This window comes from Amycolatopsis nalaikhensis, from assembly GCF_030264295.1.
In the GTDB taxonomy this organism is placed as follows: Bacteria; Actinomycetota; Actinomycetes; order Mycobacteriales; family Pseudonocardiaceae; genus Amycolatopsis; species Amycolatopsis nalaikhensis.
Window position 1 is genome coordinate 9,345,351 of sequence record NZ_CP127173.1, and the last position, 17,025, is coordinate 9,362,375.

Here is a 17,025-nt window from a genome sequence, read left to right on the forward strand (position 1 = left end):
GTTCACGAATTTTCGCTCATCTGAGCGAAAATGCTGTGAGCCAGGACACTCGGATGCAAAAGGGTGCCGAAAGTGCCCTTCTTCCCATGGTTTCCCCCGGCGTTCCGGCTTTAGCCTTGGCGCCATGGAATTCGCTGTCGCGCGGCCGCTGGAGGAAACGACGATCGCCGTCGGCGGTCACCACCACAGCGCGCTCGCGGCGGGGCCGGAGCGGGGCGAGTTCGTCCTGTTCCTGCACGGCTGGCCGGAGTTCGCCGACTCGTGGACCGAGCAGCTGCACGCGCTCGGCGAGGCGGGCTACCGCGCGGTGGCGGTCGACCAGCGCGGCTACGCCCGCGGCGCGCGGCCGGAAGACGTCGAGGAGTACTCGCTGGACCTGCTGGTGGCGGACGCGCTGGCGTTCGCGGACAGCCAGGGCGCGCGGCGCTTCCACGTGGTGGCCCGCGACTGGGGCAGCATGGTGGCCTGGACGCTGGCGACGCGGCACCCGCACCGCCTGCGGTCGTTGACGGTGCTGGGCACCCCGCACCCGGCGGCGTTGCGGCAGGCGATCGCGATGGACGACGGCCAGGCCCACGACCTCGGCTACATCGGCTTCTTCCGCCACGGCGCGGGAAAAGCGGAGAAATTCCTGTTACGCGACGAGGCCGCGCAACTACGCGCGGTTTACGGCCGCCGAATTCCAGTCGAAATCCTCGAACGCACGGTGGCCCGCCTTTCCGAGCCGGGCGCGCTGACGGCGACGTTGAATTGGTACCGCAGCGCGGCCAACGACCTTTCCGCGGTCCCGGCGGGCCGCGTCACGGTGCCGACGCTGTACTTGTGGGGCAGCGAGGACCCGTACCTCGGCCAGGGCGCGGCGGAGCTGACGGTCCACCACATCGACGCGGAGTACCGGTTCCACATCGTCGAGGGCGCGAGCCAGTGGATGGCCCTGGAGGCGGCGGACGAGGTGATCGCCCTGCTGCTCGACCACCTCGGCCGCCACTAGCCGGGCGGCCGCAGGGCGTCCAACAGCAGATCGGCGTAGTGATCCCCGATCTGCCGAGCGGTCAACGACCCGCTCCGCCGGTACCAAGACCCGAGATGGTGCACGGACCCGAAGAAGAAGTCGACGATCACGTCGGCCGGTTTGTCCGTCCGGAACTCGCCCGACGCCTGTCCTTCTTCGATCAGCCCGCGGAAGCGCTCGTGGTACTTGCGGCGCTCCGCGCGCACGGCCTTGCGCTTGTCCGGCGACAGCTGGTGCATCGACTGCAGGAAGATCGTGTTGTCGTCCAGGTTGTCGATGCTGGACACCACGACGTCGGAGGCCGCCGCCGCCAGCCGCTCGCGCAGCGGGGCTCCCGATGAGGCCACGCTCTCCAGCTGGCGGGTCTGCTCGCGCAGCACCCTCGCGTAGATCTCGTAGAGGAGGTCGTCCTTCGAGCCGAAGTAGTGGTACATCGCGCCCTTGGTGACGCCCGCCGCCTCGACGATCTCCTGGACCGACGTGCGGTCGAAGCCCTTCTTGGCGAACAGCTTCGTCGCGTGCTCCAGCAGCCGCCGGGGCACGGCGGCCTGGTCGTCGCCGGTCGCTTCGCCCGGCTTGCGGGTGCTTGCTCGGGTCACGGCAAGACCCCCTCTCCGTCGCGGACGCACCAGGATAACGGCTCAGGTCAGGAACCGCCGTGGGTTGTCGACCAGCATCGTCGTGATGTCCGCTTCGGACACCCCGCGCTCCCGCAACGCCGGCAGCACGTCCCGGGTGATGTGCAGGTAGTGCCAGTTCGGCGTCAGCGCCGGCAGCTGCTCGGCGGGCAGCCAGTCGATGTAGCAGGACGCGTCGTGCGAGAGCACCATGCTGCCCGCGTACCCGCGCTCGCACATCGCCGCCACGGTGTTCACCCGCTCCTCGAACGGCAGCAGCAGGTCGAGGCCGAACCGGTCCATGCCCAGCAGCGACCCGCGGTCGGCCAGCTCGGTCAGGTACCCCAGGTCGGTCGAGTCGCCGGAGTGCCCGATCAGCACGCGGCCCAGGTCGACGCCCTCGGACTCGAAGACGTTCTGCTGCTCCAGTCCGCGCCGGGTGCCCGCGTGGGTGTGCGTCATGATCGGCGCGCCCGTCTCGACGTGTGCCTTCGCCACCGCGCGCAACACGCGCTCGACGCCCGGCGTCACGCCCGGTTCGTCCGTGGCGCACTTGAGGAGCCCGGCTTTGACGCCGGTGCCGGAGATCCCGTCGCGGATGTCGCCGACGAACATCCCGACCAGCGGGTCCTCCCCCTGCAGCAGCGTGCCGGGCCCGCGGAAGTGCAGGTAGTGCGGCACGTCGTTGTAGGTGTAGAGACCGGTCGCGACGACGATGTTGACCTCGACCTCGGCGGCCACCCGCTGCACGCGCGGGATGTAGCGGCCGAGCCCGATCACCGTCGGGTCGACGATCGTGTCGATCCCCGCGTCCTTCAGTTCTTTGAGCCGCCGGATCGCTTCGGGGACGTGCTCGTCTTCGCGGAACCCTTCGTGTTCCGGGTAGTTCTCGGCGAATTCGGGGCTCAGCACGAAGAGGTGCTCGTGCATCAGCACCCGGCCCAGTGCTTCCGGCGCGATCGCGCCGCGAACCGTCTCGACCATCAGCCCCTCGCCCGCAGTTCGCGGCGCAGGATCTTGCCGCTGGTCGTCTTCGGCAGTTCGTCGAGCACTTCGATGGTGCGCGGGTACTTGTAGGCGGCGAGCCGTTCCTTGCACCAGGCGACGAGTCCTGCGGGTCGGCCGTCGCGCCCGGCGCCGGGCTGACGTAGGCCTTTACCGTCTCGCCGCGGTATTCGTCGGCGATCCCGACGACGGCGGCCTCTCGCACCGCCGGGTGCGTGTACAGGACGTCTTCGACCTCGCGCGGCCACACCTTGAAGCCGGACGCGTTGATCATGTCCTTCTTGCGGTCCACGACGTAGACCCAGCCGCGCTCGTCCATGAACCCGATGTCGCCGGTGAGCAGCCGCCCGCCCGGCAGCGCCTCGGCCGTCGCGTCGGGACGGTTCCAGTAGCCGGAGACGACCATCGGGCCCTCGACGGCGATTTCGCCCGCCTGGCCGAACGGCAGCTCTTCGCCGTTCTCGCCGAGGATCCGGACGATCGTGTCCGGCACCGGCAGGCCGATCGAGATGGTGCCGGACGCCGGGTCGATCGGCGCCTCCAGCGTGCCGGGGACGACGATGCAGCCCGCCGTGGTTTCGGTGAGGCCGTAGCCGTTGTGGATGTAGTGCCCGGTCTTCGCGCGGAAGGCCTCGACGACGGCGGGCGGCAGCGCGGCGCCGCCGGAGTACAGCAGCGCGAACGACTCGAAGTGTTCGCGGCTGAAGGACGGGTGGGCCATCAGCGCCATGTACGCCGTGGACGGCCCGACGGTGTAGGACGGCTTGTGCTCGAGGAACGCGTCGAGCACGACGCCGGGGTCGAAGCGGTAGGCCAGCGCGAGGGTGCCCTCGATGTCGATCGCGGACCCGACTTCGCAGACCATGCCGGTGATGTGGAACAGCGGCGCGAGCCCGAAGAGCGTCGACCCCGCGGGAAGTCCGCTGAACGAGCCGAGCCCGGCGGCGTTGGTGCCGATGTTGCCGTGGGTGTTGGTCGCGCCCTTCGGCGTGCCGCTCGTGCCGGAGGTGTAGCTGATCAGCGCGGTGTCGCCGAGCGCGAACGCGGGTTCCGGCGGCTTCGGGCCGGGCGTGACGGCGGCTTCGAGCAGCTCGACGGCGCCCGGGGTCTCTTCCTTCTCGATCTTGGCGAAGACGCGCTCGTCGTCGCGCGTCTGGAACTCCAGCTCGCTGGTGGTGAGCGTGATGCCGACGCCGTTCGCGGCCGCCGTCTCGCCGATGTAGGCGTTCCAGCCCCGCTGCGAGCAGACGACCGCCTTGACACCCGCGTCGGTGAGCACATGCGTCAGCTCGCGTTCGCGGTACATCGGGTTGACCGGGACGACGATCCCGCCGGCCTTCCACGCGCCGAGCAGCGCGATGACGAACTGCGGGATGTTCTGCAGCACCAAGGCGAGCCGGTCGCCGCGCTCGAAGCCGTGCAGCGCGAGGTAGCGGGCGACGCCGTCGGAGAGCTCGTCGACTTCGCGGTAGCTCAGCCGCGCGTCGAAGTACGCGATCGCCGTCCGGTCGGGCACGTGGTCCGCGGCGCGGCGGAACGCTTCCGGCAGCGTGGTGGGCTTCGCCGGTCCCGCGGCGCGCACCCGTTCGTCGTAGCTCGCGAGCCAGGGCTTCGCGTCGTACCAGCTCATCCAGCGACCTCCCTTGGACACCGACCGGTCGGTATGTCGACGCTAGGAGGCCGCGGTGGTCCGCGTCAAGGGGTGCAGAGCTGCGCGCGCAAGGTGTCGCGGGTCCACTCTTCCCACCGCGCCGGCGTCCACGCGCGGTCCTCGACGAACAGCAGGTAGCACTGAGTGCTGAGCAGGGCGTACAGGACGTCGGCGGCGTAGTCCGCGGCAAGCCCTTGGCGCGCACCGGGTTTGGCGACCAGCGCCCGCGCCGCGGCGGTGTGGACCTCGAGCCGCGGGGTGTCGCCTCGGGGCCACAGTTCGGCGACGTCCGCGTCGGCCGCGACCGCGGCGGCCACCATGCGGGAGATGGGCGCGACCCGCTCCAGGATCGCCCGCGTCCCCGCGACGTGGACCTTCAGCTGAGCGTCGGCGGTCTCGGCGGCCAAGGCCTCGCGGAACCAGGGCCTGCCCATGGTGGCGACCGGCTCGTCGTCCCCGGCGATCGTGACGTCGACGAGCTCCTTGAGCAGCGTCCGCTTGTTGCCGAACACGAAGTAGATCGTCTGGACGGCCACCCCCGCCCGCGCGGCGACGTCCTGCAGGTTGGTCGCGCCGTACCCGTGTTCGACGAACAGGTCGTGCGCGGCGGCCAGGATCCGCCGGCGGGTCTCCTTGGCCTTCTCGGCCCGCTTGTTCGGTCGCTTGACTTCGGTCATGACCTTAGCCTACCTCTAGAGTTGCTCACTAGAAGTCAACTCTAGCGAAGGATGGCGGACATGACGATGGTGGCGATCACGCGGTTCCAGGCCGAACCGGCCGACGCGGAAGAAGTGCAAGCCCGGCACACGACGCTGGTTTCGACGGTCCGGTCGCTGACCGACGGGCTCTCCGAAGCGCGGCTGGGCAGGCTGGACGACCGGACGTGGGTGGGGATCTGGCGCTGGGACTCGGCCGAGCACCTGCAGGCCGTCCGGCGGCAGGTGGCCGACCGGCCGGAGGCGGCGGCCGCGTTCGCGCTCGTCTCCGACGTCACCGCGGAGGAAGTGCAGATCGTCGACGAACAGTGACCGGACCGACCGCCCATCCCCGGGCGGCCGCTTTCCCGGAAATGGCGCACGACAATCACGGGACGCCCGAAAACAATGCGGCCGGACGTCGCCCTTCACCGCACTACACGGACCGCGGTTCGAAATGGTTCAGATCTTCTTTTCCGACGTCCTGACCCTGGACAAACCGCAGGCAGAAAGGCCACCATGGCGTCGGCCGGCCCTGTGTTCGCGCTAACGCCATCTCTTTCGAAAGTGGGTCGTTCATGCCTGCCTCCCTTGGACGACATCGCCTTTCCCGGCGGACGAAGATCGCGACGGCCGCCCTCGGGCTCGCGATCGCGGCCGGGGCGCTGGTGGTCGCCACGACCGTCGGCGAGCCCGGCAGCGCCAACGCCGCTTCCGGCGGCCAGGCGGCCGGACGGATCACGTGCCCGGACGTCGCCGGACAGCTCCCCGCCATCCCCGCCCAGGCACAAGCCGAGGTCCAGCGCAACCTGGACCTGCTGAACACCCAGATCGCCGAAGCCGACAACCGCCTCGCCACCAGCGTGGGCCAGGGCGGGCCGAACTTCGTGCGAAACGCCATCCTCGGCCCGCTCGAGGACAAACGCACGTCGACCATCGACCGGATCGCCATCGCCATCGGCCGTCAGGGCGAGAAACCGCGGAACCTGGGCGGCCTGGCGGCGTGCTCACTGAGTGGGCAGTCCGCCCCGGGCACCACCTCTCAGGCCCCACCGCCCGTTCAGAACGAAGCTGGTCAGATTTCCTGCCCCGACGTGGAAAGCCGGCTCCCCGCCATCCCGGCTCAGGCGCAAGCCGAGGTCCAGCGCAACCTGGACTTGCTCGACACCCAGATCGCCGAAGCCAACAACCGCCTGGTGACCAGCGCCGGTGAAGGCGGCCCGAACTTCGTCCAGAACGCCATCCTCGGCCCGCTCGAAGACAAGCGCGTCGCGACGATCAACCGCATCGCGACGGCGATCGGCCGCACGGCCGCCAAACCCCAAGGCCTGGACGCCCTGGCCCCCTGCACCCGCTGACCCGGTCGTGAGTGTTTAGGGCGGTTCTAACCGCCCTAAACACTCACGACACGGACAGGGCGTTGATGCGGAGGAAGGACTTCGCGGTCATGGTGAGCCGCAGTTCCGTGGTGACGACCGGGTCGAACGTGAACGTCGTCGGGGCGTCGGTGCCCCACGTGACCTTCAGGTTCCGCACCGGTTCCCAGCCCCGGGCCGTCCGGTAGGAGACCTCGGCGGTGTCCGGCAACGCCAACGTCGCGCCCACGACGAAGTTCGCCGTCAGCATGCCGACCCGCCGCGGTTGCCGCCACGCCAGCGACACCCAGTCCCGCGGACGCGGGCGGCTGACCGCCTTCAACGTCGCCGTCGCCTGTTTGGTGTAGGCGTTCGACCAGCCGGTGGCCGGGTCGCCGTCGAGCATCGCCGACGGCAGCGTGTCCGGGGCGCCGGAATAGCTCGCGTCCGCCGCCGCGAACTCCGGCGGTGCGGGCACTTCCACGGCTCGCGCGCCGGGGCCGTTGCGCTGCCCGAGACTCGTTCCCGGCACGGTGACCGTCCCCGCCACCAGGCCGGGCGACGTCGCCGTCACGGTGATCGGGCGCCGGCCGCCGGTCGCCGCGATCACCGCGACGGCCTGGCCGCGGAACGCCGGGATCGTCGGCTGCTGGTAGCTCTGCGCCAGTTCCTGCCGGCCGTTGTCCACCCCGGCGACGCGCCCCGGCCCGCGGACGGCGAACCGCAGCACCGGCTCGGCGCCGGGCACGACGACGCCGTGGGCGTCCACGACCGTCGCGGTCACGAAGGACATCGCCCCGCCCTCGCTCCGGGGCGAGGCGGTCAACGTGACGGCGTGCGGCGGCCCGGCCGTGACGAGCGTGTCGCGGGCGACCTCGCGCCCGCCCGCCCGGGCGATCGCCGTCAGCGTGCCGGGCGCGAAGGGCACGGTCCAGGTCAGGTGCAGCTTGCCGGTGCCGCCGTTCGGGCTGGTGTAGCTGCCGGACGGGTCGTTCTTGTCGTCGCCGGCGGGTTCGCTCGTCTCCAGGTACGGCCGTCCGTCCACAGTGGTCTTCCGGTCGAACTTCCGCACGCCGAGCGACTTCCCGTTCAGCACCAGCTCGACGGTATCCACAGTGGAGTACACCCACACGCTGACCGGCTCGCCGGGCCGGTGGGTCGTCCAGTCCATCGGCGTCAGGTGCACCATCGGCGCCGTCGTCCACTGGCTGCGGAAGAGGTGGAAGGCGTCCTTCGGCAGGCCGGCGCTGTCGACGGCGCCGAAGAACGACGTCTTGACCGGGAAGACGTCGTAGGGCGTCGGCTCGCCGAGGTAGTCCTGCCCGGCCCAGAGGAACTGGCCCTGGCAGAACTTCCGGTCGCGGTCCTTCTTCAGCGAGTACTCGCCGCTGAACGTCCACGACGCGAGGTTGTTGTCGTAGGACGACGTCGCGCGCTTGCCGGGCGTGTGGTTCTCCCCCGTGTTGAGCAGGTCCGGCTCCTGGTACACCCCGCGCGTCGAGGTCTCCGACGACGACTCCGACTCGAAGAAGAACTTGTCCGGGTAGGCCGCGTGCAGCCCGTCGATCGACTGGGCGGTGTTGTAGTTGACGCCGAGGCCGTCCAGCTGCCGGAGGATGAGGTCCTGCGGCGACCCCGGCGCGGGCACGCTCCGGTAGCGGTCCGAGCCCATGATCACCGGCCGCGTCGGGTCGATCGCGCGCACCGCCGCGATCAGCTCGGCGGCGATGGCCGGGCCGCCCGCCATCGACGCGTCCGGCACCTCGTTGCCGATCGACCACAGCACGACCGCGGGCGAGTTCTTGGCCGCGTGCACCATTTCGGCGATGTCACGCCCGCTCCACGCGTCGAAGTCCCGGTGGTAGTCGAACTCGAGCTTGCCGGTGCGCCAGCAGTCGAACGCCTCCACCATCATCAGGATCCCGAGCCGTTCGCAGATCTCGACGAGCTGCGGGTCGGGCGGGTTGTGCGCGGTCCGCAGCGCGTTGACGCCCATCGCGAGCATCAGCCGCATCTGGTGCTCGAGCGCGGCGGCGTCGACCACCGCGCCCAGCGCGCCCTGCGTCGAGTGGAGGTTGACCCCGCGCAGCTTCATCGGCTCGCCGTTCAGCGAGAACCCGTTGTCCGGGTGGAACTCCGTGTACCGGAAGCCGAACGTGGTGGTCGTCGTGTCGAGCACGCGCCCGGCCACGACGACGTCGGTACGCACCCGGTACCGCACGGGCTGCTCGACCGACCACAGCTTCGGCTCGTCGACGCGCTGAGTGGTGACCGCGGTGACCGTCTGCCCGGCGGGTACTCCCACGGTCGCCGAGCCGCTCGCGACCACCCGGCCCGCTGGATCGGTGACCGTGGTGCGCACTTCGGCCGCGACCGCACCGCCGGAGTCGTTCGCGACGTCCGTGGCCACCCGCACGGTGCCGCGCCCGGCGGCGATGTCCGGGGTGGTGACGAAGGTGCCGTGCCGGGCGACGTGCACCGGCTCGGTGACGACCAGGCGGACGCGTCGGTAGATGCCGCTGCCGGAGTACCAGCGGCTGCTCGGCAGCGGGTTCGCCGCCCGCACGGCGAGGACGTTCGGCGTCCGGCCGTCGGTGTGCGCCTTGCCGGTGAGGTCCCAGCTCCAGCCCGTGTAGGCGTACGGGTGGTTGCCGAGCAGCTCGCCGTTCAGGTGGACGTGCGCGTCCGAGTAGACGCCGTCGAACTCGACCGACACGCGCTTGCCCGCGATTGAGGGCGGCAGCGTGAACGTCTTGCGGTACCAGCCGAGACCGCCGCGGAAGAAGCCCGACCCGCTCTGGGTGCCCTCCGCGGTGGGCGGGAGTTCGATGCTCCAGTCGTGCGGGACGTCGACGACCTGCCACGCCGTGTCGTCGAACGCCGGGTCCATGGCCCGGGCGAACCGGCCGTCCGGATCGGTGACGCCGTCGGGGTTGGCGAGCGCGAACCGCCACCCGGCGCCGAGGTCGGTGACGCGGCCGGTGAGCGCGAGGTCCGGCCGGGTGAGCGTCTCGGCGGCCCGGGCGACCGGCGCGAGCGCGGACGTGACGACGGCGGCGCCGACACCGCCCAGCACCTGACGTCGGCTCGGGGAGTTCGGCATCGGCAGGTCCCTTCCGCGGCGGTGCTGTCGGGCGAAAAGCACTATTGCACAAGGGTTTCCGGTTGACCAAAGGGTTCGATAGTTTCGAACTCTCAGCCCTCGTGCGCGTCGATCAACCGGCGTAACACCGCGCGGGCCTCGCGGAGCTCGCCGACGGTCACCCCGGCCGCGGCCACCGTCTCCCGCCGGGCGGGTTCGCTTTCCGCCCACAGGTGGTCGAGGACGTCCGCGCCTTCGGGCGTGCAGGCGAACAGCGGCGAGCGCCGGTGCGCCGGGTTCGGCTCGGCGCGCAGCTGGCCCGCCTCGACGAGGTCGTCGACCACGCGCTGGACGGCCTGCCGGACCAGGCCGAGCCGCCGTCCGATCGCGGGCACGGTCAAGGCTTCCTCGGAGACCGCGCTGAGCACGTGCCAGCGCGCGACGGTCGTGTCGTGCGCCGCGGCTTCGCGTTCGCTGATCCGGCGGCTCAGCCCGGCCAGCTCGTAGACGTCGGCGATGAGCAGGCGGTATCCGGTGACCTCGTCCATAATTGACAGCATACTACCTATTCGACATCATGCTGTCATGATTGCCGACGTCCTCCTCGCCGACGCGCCCCGCTCCGAACTGGCCGAGCACCTGTCCGTCTTCGCGCCGCTGATCGGCAGCTGGTCGCTCGTCGTGGAGAACGTCCGCGACGACGGCGGCGTCGACGTCACCGACGGCGAGTGGCACTTCGGCTGGGCACTCGACGGCCGCGCGCTCACCGACGTGTGGATCAGCCCGTCGCGCGCGACGCGGGCCGCCGCGGGCTCGGACGGGGAATGGGGCATGAGCCTGCGCTTCTACGACCCGTCGCTCGGGAAGTTCCGCTCCACCTGGCTGGGTCCGGTACGCGGCTGGGTGATCCCGTTCGTCGGCACGCCGACCGAGGACGGGTTCCGCATCGACGCCGAGGGCCGGTCGTGGATCTTTTCCGAGCTGACCGCCGACAGCTTCGAGTGGCGCGCCGAGGAGACCCCGCCCGGGTCGACGGCGCCCCGGGTCCGGCAGCGCTTCCACGCCCGGCGCGTGACGGATCCCCAAGCAACCGCTTAGTATGGTGGCCGACCCCGAGGAGGCGGCCGATGAGCGAGTCCACTGTGGATGGTGTCGGGTACGCGGCGGACGGCCCCGTCGCGACCGTGACCTTCACCAAGCCCGAGCGCAACAACGCGATGGACGTGCCGATGCAGGCCCGCTACGGGGCGCTGCTGCGGCAGGCCGACGCGGACCCGGCGGTGCGCGCGGTCGTCGTCACCGGAGCGGGCAAGGCGTTCTGCCCGGGCGCCGACCTGGGCCTGCTGGACAACCTCGCGGCGAAACCCCCGTCGGACGGCGGCGGCCACGAGAACTTCCGCGACGTCCTGGCGGCGGCCACGGTCGGCGTCCCGGTGATCGCGGCGATCAACGGCGGCTGCGCGGGCCTCGGGTTCGTGATCGCGTGCGCGGCGGACGTCCGGTTCGCGGCGGCGGGCGCGAAGTTCACGACGGCGTTCGCCCGCCGCGGCCTGATCGCCGAGTACGGGATCGCGAAGCTGCTGCCGGAGCTCGTCGGCCGCGGCCGGGCCCGTGACCTGCTGCTTTCGGGGCGGACGTTCACCGCCGAGCAGGCCAAGGAGTACGGGCTGGTCCAGGAGGTGGTCCCGGCCGAGGAGCTGGGGCTGCGCGCCCACGCGTACGCGACGGAGCTGGCGACGCACAGCGCCCCGCGGTCGATGGCGGTGATGAAGGCGCAGTTCGAGCGGGAGGCCGCGCTGCCACTGGAGGAGGCGGCGCGCGAGGCGACGGCGTTGATGATCGAGTCGTTCGGCCGTCCCGAGCTGGCCGAAGGGCTGGCGAGCTGGAACGAGCGGCGCCCACCGGAGTTCCCGCCCCACCCGGCCGTGAGCTGAAGGGGACTTTCCTGGCATCTGATGCGAGGAAAGGGCCCTTCACCGCATCAGATGCACTGAACGTCCCCTTCAGCCCACGCCGATGACTTTTCGCCCCCACCGCCGTCAGTACCACTGACCGCACCAACCGGCGAAGGTGGGAACCATGGCGAAACTGCTCTACGCGTTCAGCTGCTCGGTCGACGGCTTCATCGCGGGGCCCGGCGGGGACATGTCCTGGCTGACCCCGCACCTCGGCCCGGACCCGGTGGTCGACGAGCTGATCCCCGACATCGGCGCGCTGCTCGTCGGCCGCCGGACCTTCGAGGGCGATGACCCGCACCGCGGCACCGAAGCCGAGGGCAAAGCCTTCGGCGGCGGCTGGGACGGCCCCCAGTTCGTGCTCACCCGCCGCCCCGCCCCCGCGACGCCGGGCGTCACCTTCGTCGGCGACCTGGCCGAAGCCGTCGAAGCGGCGAAGGCGGCCGCCGGGGAGAAGTACGTCAACGTCCTGGGTGCCGACGTCGGCAGGCAGTGCCTCGAAGCCGGGCTGCTCGACGAGATCCTCGCCCTGCCCGTGCCCGTCCTCCTCGGCGACGGCGTGCGGATGTTCGACCACCCCGGCGGCACCACCATCGCGCTCGAACCGCTCCGGCCGAACTGGTACCGGGTCGCCGGGCCGCGTCTTGTGTAGCCGCCGGTCCTGCGTCTAGCCTGGGCCGACCAACAGACGATCCCGACGGTGCGGCCTGACCGGCGATGCCGGACCACCCGCACCACGGTCGGATCCTCTCCCTTGGCCGGCGTCGCGTCGTGTGCCGCCACGCGGACCTCGCGCGTCCGCGGTCCCGAGGGAGTCCGGCATGCCCTTGCACGTACCCGGCGACCAGGTGCACGAAGAAGTCGCCGACATGGGTGACACGTCGTTCAGCACCCAGGCCGTCTACGGGAATTCGGCGTCGCTGATGTTCGCGACCCGCCCGCCCGGCTACCACTCCAGGCCGCACCGGCACGACTGCGAACAGCTGAACTTGTTGCGCGCCGGTGCGGTCTGGGTGTTCATCGAGGACCGCGCCTTCCACCTGAAGGCCGGCGACTTCCTGCGGATCCCGGCCGGGGCCGTGCACTGGGCGTGGAACAAGTCGGACGCGCCGTGCGAGATGGTCGAGGTGCACAGCCCCGGCCTGCAGGCGGACCCGACGATCCGCGAGTTCGCCGTCGGCCTGTTCGACGAGCGGGAGACGCCCGCGCTCGCCGGGACGCCGGTCACGGAGTTCGTCACCGACGGCTTCGACGCCGCCGTCGTCGAGAAGCTGGCGGAATGACCGCCGTCCTCCCCCGCGACGGGCGCGGGTGGTGCGAGACTGTCCCCATGGGACGCCGCGCCAGCCTGATCGTCGTCGGGTACGCCAAGGTGCCCAAGACCTCCGCCGCGCACGGCGTCCACGAGTTCCTCTCGGTCAGCCTGCGCATCGACCGGGAAACCGGCGCGGTCGTCGAAGTGGACTCGACGGCGATCAGCGCCATGGTCCGGACCTGGGTTTCCGAGCTGCTGCTGGGCGTCGACTTCACCGCGGACATCACGCCGGTGCTCGCCGAGATCGACGCGAACTACCTCAGCAACGCCACCGGCTCGCTGAAGCAGGCGATCCACGACGCCTGGCGTCGCTACGCCTCGCACCGCGCGCACTAGCGGGTTCCGCGCTTCCTTCCGGAGGACCAGTATGTCCGCAAGCACGCGCCTGCGCGCGGCCTTGGCCGACGGGCCCGTGGTCGTCCCGGGCTGTCACGACCCCCTGAGTGCCCGGCTGGCCGCACAGGCCGGGGCTCGCGCGGTGTTCCTGTCCGGCGGCGCCGTCGGCCGCGCCTTGTTCGACGCGCCCGCGATCCCGCGCGCGGGCCGGGACACCTACGTCGAGTACCTGCGGCTCGTCTGCGCGAGCTCGCCGGTGCCGGTGATCGTCGACGGCGAGGACGGCTTCGGTGACCCCGTGGCCACCTGCGTCGCGGTCGAAGACGCCGGTGCCGCGGGCGTGGTCATCGGCGACTCCGGCGACGACGGCGTCCTGTGCGCCGCCGACGAGCTCGCGGCGGCGATCGGCCGGAGTCGGGCGGTGTCCGCCGTCGTGTTCGTCGCCCGCGCCGACGGCCTCGAACACGACCGGGCCGACACCGCCGCCCGGCTCCGCCGTTACGCCGACGCCGGTGCCGAGATCACGTTGCCGCTGCTGAATTCCGCACTCCGCACCGAAACCCGCGACGAACTGCGGGCGACCATCACCGAACTGGCGGCCGCCGTCGGCGGCACGCTCGCCGTGCACTCCCGGCACGGCGACGAACTGCCGCCGGCTGACGAGCTGCCCGCCGGCATCAAGGCCGTGTTCGTCACGGCCGTCTCGCTCCCCCGCTCGACCGAACCGCTCGAGCGCGTCTTGACCAGGAGGCCGGGTCCATGACAACGCCGTCGACCCTCGAAGACCGGACGATGCGCAAGGTCGCGCGCCGGTTCCTGCCGCTGATCGCCCTCTGCTACCTCGTGCTCTACCTGGACCGGCTGAACGTGTCGGTCGCGGCGCTGACGATGAACGAGCAGCTGGGCATCGGCCCGGCCGCCTACGGGCTCATCGCCGGGGTCTTCTTCTGGACCTACGCGCTGTTCGAAATCCCCAGCAACTACGTCGTGTCCCGGATCGGCGTCCGGATCTGGGTCGCCCGGATCATCGTCAGCTGGGGCGTGGTCACGATGGCCACCGCGGCCGCGCAGGGCACCGGCAGCCTGCTGGGCCTGCGGCTGCTGCTCGGCATCGCCGAAGCCGGCTTCTCCCCGCCATGCTGTTCTTCATCGCCCGCTGGTTCCCGCCGCGCCGCCGGGCGGCCGCGATGGCCCTGATGGCGGCCGCGGTGCCCGTTTCCGCCATCACCACACCGATCTCGGCGCACATCCTGACCGGGCTGGACGGCCTGGGCGGGCTGGCGGGGTGGCGCTGGTTGTTCCTCATCACCGGGCTGCCCGCGGTGGTCCTCGGGTTCGTCTTTTACCGCGTGATCCGCGACGACCCGGCCGACGCGACGTTCCTCGCCCCGGACGAGCGGGCTTGGCTGCGCGCGGAGACGGCCCGGGAAACCCTTGGCGGGCACGGATTCCGGCACGGGATGCTGAACCCGCGGGTCGCCGTCCTCGTCGTCGTCTTCCTGCTGTTCACGTTCAGCCTGTTCGGCTACCAGTTCTTCCTCCCGCAGATCCTCCGGCAGTTCGGGCTGGGCACGAACGCCGTCGGCTGGGTGGCCGCGCTGCCGCCGCTGCTGGCGGTCGGGCCGATGATCTGGTGGGCCCGCCACTCCGACCGCAAGCAGGAACGCGCCCGGCACTACGCGGCCGCCGCGGCGACGGCCGCGGTGGGGTTCCTGGCCGCCGGGTTCCTGCTGCACCAGCCCGCGGCCGCCGTCGCCGGGTTCTGCGTGGCCGGGATCGGCCTGTACGCGTGCATCCCGACGCAGCTGGCGATCCCGTCCACGTTCCTGTCCGGCCCGGCGCTGGCCGCGGGCCTGGCGACGATCAACGGGCTCGGCAACATCGGCGGCTACCTCGGGCCCCAGATCACCGGCGTGCTGCGCGGAGTCAGCGGGAGCTACACGGTCGCGGTCCTGGTGCTCGGGGTGGCGCTCCTGGCCTCGTCCGGATTGGCGCTGCTGCTGGACTTCCGGGTCCGCCGGACGGCCGTCGCGGCGGTGCCGGAGAAGGCGGTGCTCGATGTCGCCTGAGATCCTGCGCGCGCCCGGCCTCGCGGGCACGGCGCTCGGCGGCTACGCCGACTGGCTGGCCGCGGAGCGCGGACTGTCCTTTGCGGACTACGACGCGCTGTGGCGCTGGTCGGTCGACGAGCCGGAAGCGTTCTGGGCGTCGATCTGGGACCACTTCGGCGTGCGCGCCCACGAGCCGTACGAGCGCGTGCTCGCGTCCGCGACGATGCCGGGCGCGCAGTGGTTTCCCGGCGCTACTCTGAATTACGCCGAGCACGCCCTGGTCCACGGCGACGACGACGCACTCGCCGTGGTGTCCTATTCGGACAGTCGTGCCGAGCGGCGGCTGACCTTCGGGCAGCTGCGCGCCGAGGTCGCCCGGGCCCGGGCGGGCCTGCGACGGCTCGGGGTCGGCCCCGGCGACCGCGTCGCGGCCTACCTGCCCAACATCCCCGAGGCGCTGGTGGCGTTCCTGGCCACGGCGAGCCTGGGCGCGGTCTGGGCGTCGTGCGCGCCGGAGTTCGGGGCGCGCTCGGTGCTCGACCGGCTCTCCCAGATCGAGCCGAAGGTCTTGCTCGCCGTGCCAGGGTATGCGTTCGGCGCCAAGGACGTCGACAAGGCCGGCGACGTCGCGGCGATCCGGGCGGGCCTGCCGACGTTACGGCACGTGGTGGGCGTCCCCCATGGACGGCAGGAGGTGCCGAGCGGCACCCTGACGTGGGCCGCGCTGCTGGCCTCCGAGGAGCCGTTGGAATTCCTCCCGGTGCCGTTCGACCACCCGCTGTACGTGCTGTACTCGTCGGGCACGACCGGGCTGCCGAAGGCGATCGTGCACGGGCACGGCGGGATCCTGCTCGAGCACTTGAAGCTGCACGCGTTCACGATGGACACGCGCCCGGGCGACCGCGTCCTGTGGTTCACGACGACGGCGTGGACGATGTGGAACATCCTGGTGTCGGCGCTGGTGCGGCGGGCGACGGTGGTCCTGCACGACGGCAATCCCCAGTGGCCGGACCTGACGGCGCAGTGGCGGCTCGCCGCCCGCGCGGAGGCCACGCTCCTGGGGACCAGCCCGGCGTACCTGATGGCGTGCCGTGCGGAGGGTGTCGAGCCGGAGGTGCCGTCGTTGCGCACGCTCGGCGTCACGGGGTCGCCGTTGCCCGCGGAGGGGTTCGACTGGGCGGCCGGGCGGCTCGGGGTCGCGGTCAACTCGATGAGCGGCGGCACGGACATCTGCAGTGCGTTCGTGGCGGGGAATCCGTGGTTGCCGGTGTACCGGGGCGAGATCCCGGGCCCGTGCCTCGGGGTGGACGTCGCGGCGTTCGACCCGGACGGCCGCGAGGTGGTGGACGAGCTGGGCGAGCTTGTGGTGCGGGCCCCGTTGCCCTCGATGCCGGTCTCGTTCTGGAACGACGCGGGCGGCGAGCGGTACCGGGCGAGCTACTTCGACACGTATCCGGGGGTGTGGCGGCACGGGGACTGGGTGCGGTTCACGGAGCACGGAAGCTGCGTGATCAGCGGTAGGTCCGACGCGACGCTCAACCGCGGCGGCGTCCGGTTGGGGACGGCCGAGTTCTACGCGGTGGTCGAGGACCTGCCCGGGATCGCGGACAGCCTGGTCGTGCACCTCGAGGATTCGGGTGGCGGGCCGGGCGAGCTGCTGTTGTTCGTGGCACTGTCCGACGGGGTGCGGCTCGACGAGGCGTTGCGGGCGCGGATCAAGGCGGCGTTGCGGGGCCAGTTGTCGCCGCGGCACGTGCCGGACGTGATCGAGGTGGTGCCCGCGATCCCGCGGACGTTGACGGGCAAGAAGCTGGAGGCCCCGGTCAAGCAGATCCTGCGCGGAAGACCGGCGGCGGAGGTGATCAACACGGGCGCGACGACCGGCCACGGGGCGGTCGCGACGTTCGTCGACCTCCACCGCCGCCGGGCCGCCACCGCTTGAGCCCGTGGT

General features: G+C 71.4%; 15 protein-coding genes and 2 pseudogenes. 11 read left to right on the top strand and 6 right to left on the bottom strand.

Translation table 11 applies throughout. The features are described 5' to 3' along the window. Positions 1-124 precede the first annotated feature (124 nt). On the top strand, positions 125-991 hold the full coding sequence (locus tag QP939_RS45330; RefSeq protein ID WP_285453013.1) for an alpha/beta fold hydrolase: 867 nt from the start codon (positions 125-127) through the stop codon (positions 989-991). On the opposite strand, the gene QP939_RS45335 is transcribed toward QP939_RS45330, so the two are convergent. From QP939_RS45335 to QP939_RS45350, 4 genes and pseudogenes are all read right to left on the bottom strand, one after another. Continuing rightward, positions 988-1,611: a TetR/AcrR family transcriptional regulator gene (locus tag QP939_RS45335; RefSeq protein WP_285453014.1), complete on the bottom strand. Its 624-nt coding sequence runs from the start codon at positions 1,609-1,611 to the stop codon at positions 988-990. The genes QP939_RS45330 and QP939_RS45335 overlap by 4 nt on opposite strands. Positions 1,612-1,653: 42 nt before the next feature. Continuing rightward, positions 1,654-2,613 (bottom strand): phosphotriesterase family protein, encoded by a 960-nt coding sequence (locus tag QP939_RS45340; RefSeq protein WP_285453015.1) that lies wholly within the window; start codon positions 2,611-2,613, stop codon positions 1,654-1,656. After that, a pseudogene (locus QP939_RS45345) lies at positions 2,613-4,264 on the bottom strand (AMP-binding protein). Before QP939_RS45345 ends, QP939_RS45340 begins: the two are co-directional and overlap by 1 nt. A gap of 65 nt (positions 4,265-4,329) precedes the next feature. Next, complete coding sequence (locus tag QP939_RS45350) at positions 4,330-4,962, bottom strand: TetR/AcrR family transcriptional regulator (protein WP_285453016.1); 633 nt, start codon at positions 4,960-4,962, stop codon at positions 4,330-4,332. 60 nt (positions 4,963-5,022) lie between these two features. Here QP939_RS45350 and QP939_RS45355 point away from each other — a divergent pair, with 60 nt between their 5' ends. Both QP939_RS45355 and QP939_RS45360 read left to right on the top strand, forming a co-directional pair. Next, positions 5,023-5,313 carry an antibiotic biosynthesis monooxygenase gene (locus tag QP939_RS45355; RefSeq protein WP_285453017.1) on the top strand — a complete coding sequence of 97 codons (291 nt, stop codon included), beginning with the start codon at positions 5,023-5,025 and terminating at the stop codon, positions 5,311-5,313. Between the two features lie 245 nt (positions 5,314-5,558). Then, positions 5,559-6,338 carry a hypothetical protein gene (locus QP939_RS45360; protein WP_285453018.1) on the top strand — a complete coding sequence of 260 codons (780 nt, stop codon included), beginning with the start codon at positions 5,559-5,561 and terminating at the stop codon, positions 6,336-6,338. A gap of 43 nt (positions 6,339-6,381) precedes the next feature. Here QP939_RS45360 and QP939_RS45365 read toward each other — a convergent pair whose 3' ends face one another. Both QP939_RS45365 and QP939_RS45370 read right to left on the bottom strand, forming a co-directional pair. Further along, on the bottom strand, positions 6,382-9,438 hold the full coding sequence (locus QP939_RS45365) for a glycoside hydrolase family 2 TIM barrel-domain containing protein (protein ID WP_285453019.1): 3,057 nt from the start codon (positions 9,436-9,438) through the stop codon (positions 6,382-6,384). A 92-nt stretch (positions 9,439-9,530) separates the two neighbouring features. Continuing rightward, the gene (locus QP939_RS45370; protein ID WP_285453020.1) at positions 9,531-9,965 is read right to left on the bottom strand and encodes a MarR family winged helix-turn-helix transcriptional regulator; all 435 of its coding nucleotides are present in this window, start codon (positions 9,963-9,965) and stop codon (positions 9,531-9,533) included. Between the two features lie 37 nt (positions 9,966-10,002). Between QP939_RS45370 and QP939_RS45375 the strand changes: the two genes are divergently transcribed. The 8 genes and pseudogenes from QP939_RS45375 (at position 10,003) to QP939_RS45410 (ending at position 17,016) form a co-directional block, all read left to right on the top strand. Then, entirely contained in the window at positions 10,003-10,515 is a 513-nt protein-coding gene (locus QP939_RS45375) for a hypothetical protein (protein WP_285453021.1), read from the top strand. Positions 10,516-10,544: 29 nt separating this feature from the next. Further along, positions 10,545-11,351, top strand: a complete 807-nt coding sequence (locus tag QP939_RS45380; protein WP_285453022.1) for an enoyl-CoA hydratase-related protein — start codon at positions 10,545-10,547, stop codon at positions 11,349-11,351. A gap of 145 nt (positions 11,352-11,496) precedes the next feature. After that, positions 11,497-12,024: a dihydrofolate reductase family protein gene (locus QP939_RS45385; RefSeq protein WP_285453023.1), complete on the top strand. Its 528-nt coding sequence runs from the start codon at positions 11,497-11,499 to the stop codon at positions 12,022-12,024. A gap of 169 nt (positions 12,025-12,193) precedes the next feature. After that, the gene (locus QP939_RS45390) at positions 12,194-12,655 is read left to right on the top strand and encodes a cupin domain-containing protein (protein ID WP_285453024.1); all 462 of its coding nucleotides are present in this window, start codon (positions 12,194-12,196) and stop codon (positions 12,653-12,655) included. 47 nt (positions 12,656-12,702) lie between these two features. Next, positions 12,703-13,023, top strand: coding sequence for a DUF3870 domain-containing protein (locus QP939_RS45395; RefSeq protein ID WP_285453025.1), 321 nt, complete (start codon positions 12,703-12,705; stop codon positions 13,021-13,023). 31 nt (positions 13,024-13,054) lie between these two features. Then, complete coding sequence (locus QP939_RS45400; RefSeq protein WP_285453026.1) at positions 13,055-13,786, top strand: isocitrate lyase/phosphoenolpyruvate mutase family protein; 732 nt, start codon at positions 13,055-13,057, stop codon at positions 13,784-13,786. Positions 13,787-13,815: 29 nt separating this feature from the next. After that, a pseudogene (locus QP939_RS45405) lies at positions 13,816-15,092 on the top strand (MFS transporter). Beyond that, positions 15,082-17,016 carry an acetoacetate--CoA ligase gene (locus tag QP939_RS45410; protein ID WP_285453027.1) on the top strand — a complete coding sequence of 645 codons (1,935 nt, stop codon included), beginning with the start codon at positions 15,082-15,084 and terminating at the stop codon, positions 17,014-17,016. The pseudogene QP939_RS45405 and the gene QP939_RS45410 overlap by 11 nt, the downstream one beginning before the upstream one ends. Positions 17,017-17,025: the final 9 nt, after the last annotated feature.

Bases quoted from the DNA above. Each gene is read 5' to 3' on its own strand.
- QP939_RS45330 (WP_285453013.1), top strand. From the start codon at position 125: ATGGAATTCGCTGTCGCGCGGCCGCTGGAGGAAACGACGATCGCCGTC.
- QP939_RS45355 (WP_285453017.1), top strand. From the start codon at position 5,023: ATGACGATGGTGGCGATCACGCGGTTCCAGGCCGAACCGGCCGACGCG.
- QP939_RS45400 (WP_285453026.1), top strand. From the start codon at position 13,055: ATGTCCGCAAGCACGCGCCTGCGCGCGGCCTTGGCCGACGGGCCCGTG.
- QP939_RS45380 (WP_285453022.1), top strand. From the start codon at position 10,545: ATGAGCGAGTCCACTGTGGATGGTGTCGGGTACGCGGCGGACGGCCCC.
- QP939_RS45370 (WP_285453020.1), bottom strand. From the start codon at position 9,965: ATGGACGAGGTCACCGGATACCGCCTGCTCATCGCCGACGTCTACGAG.
- QP939_RS45365 (WP_285453019.1), bottom strand. From the start codon at position 9,438: ATGCCGAACTCCCCGAGCCGACGTCAGGTGCTGGGCGGTGTCGGCGCC.
- QP939_RS45390 (WP_285453024.1), top strand. From the start codon at position 12,194: ATGCCCTTGCACGTACCCGGCGACCAGGTGCACGAAGAAGTCGCCGAC.
- QP939_RS45395 (WP_285453025.1), top strand. From the start codon at position 12,703: ATGGGACGCCGCGCCAGCCTGATCGTCGTCGGGTACGCCAAGGTGCCC.
- QP939_RS45350 (WP_285453016.1), bottom strand. From the start codon at position 4,962: ATGACCGAAGTCAAGCGACCGAACAAGCGGGCCGAGAAGGCCAAGGAG.
- QP939_RS45385 (WP_285453023.1), top strand. From the start codon at position 11,497: ATGGCGAAACTGCTCTACGCGTTCAGCTGCTCGGTCGACGGCTTCATC.
- QP939_RS45410 (WP_285453027.1), top strand. From the start codon at position 15,082: ATGTCGCCTGAGATCCTGCGCGCGCCCGGCCTCGCGGGCACGGCGCTC.
- QP939_RS45360 (WP_285453018.1), top strand. From the start codon at position 5,559: ATGCCTGCCTCCCTTGGACGACATCGCCTTTCCCGGCGGACGAAGATC.
- QP939_RS45340 (WP_285453015.1), bottom strand. From the start codon at position 2,613: ATGGTCGAGACGGTTCGCGGCGCGATCGCGCCGGAAGCACTGGGCCGG.
- QP939_RS45375 (WP_285453021.1), top strand. From the start codon at position 10,003: ATGATTGCCGACGTCCTCCTCGCCGACGCGCCCCGCTCCGAACTGGCC.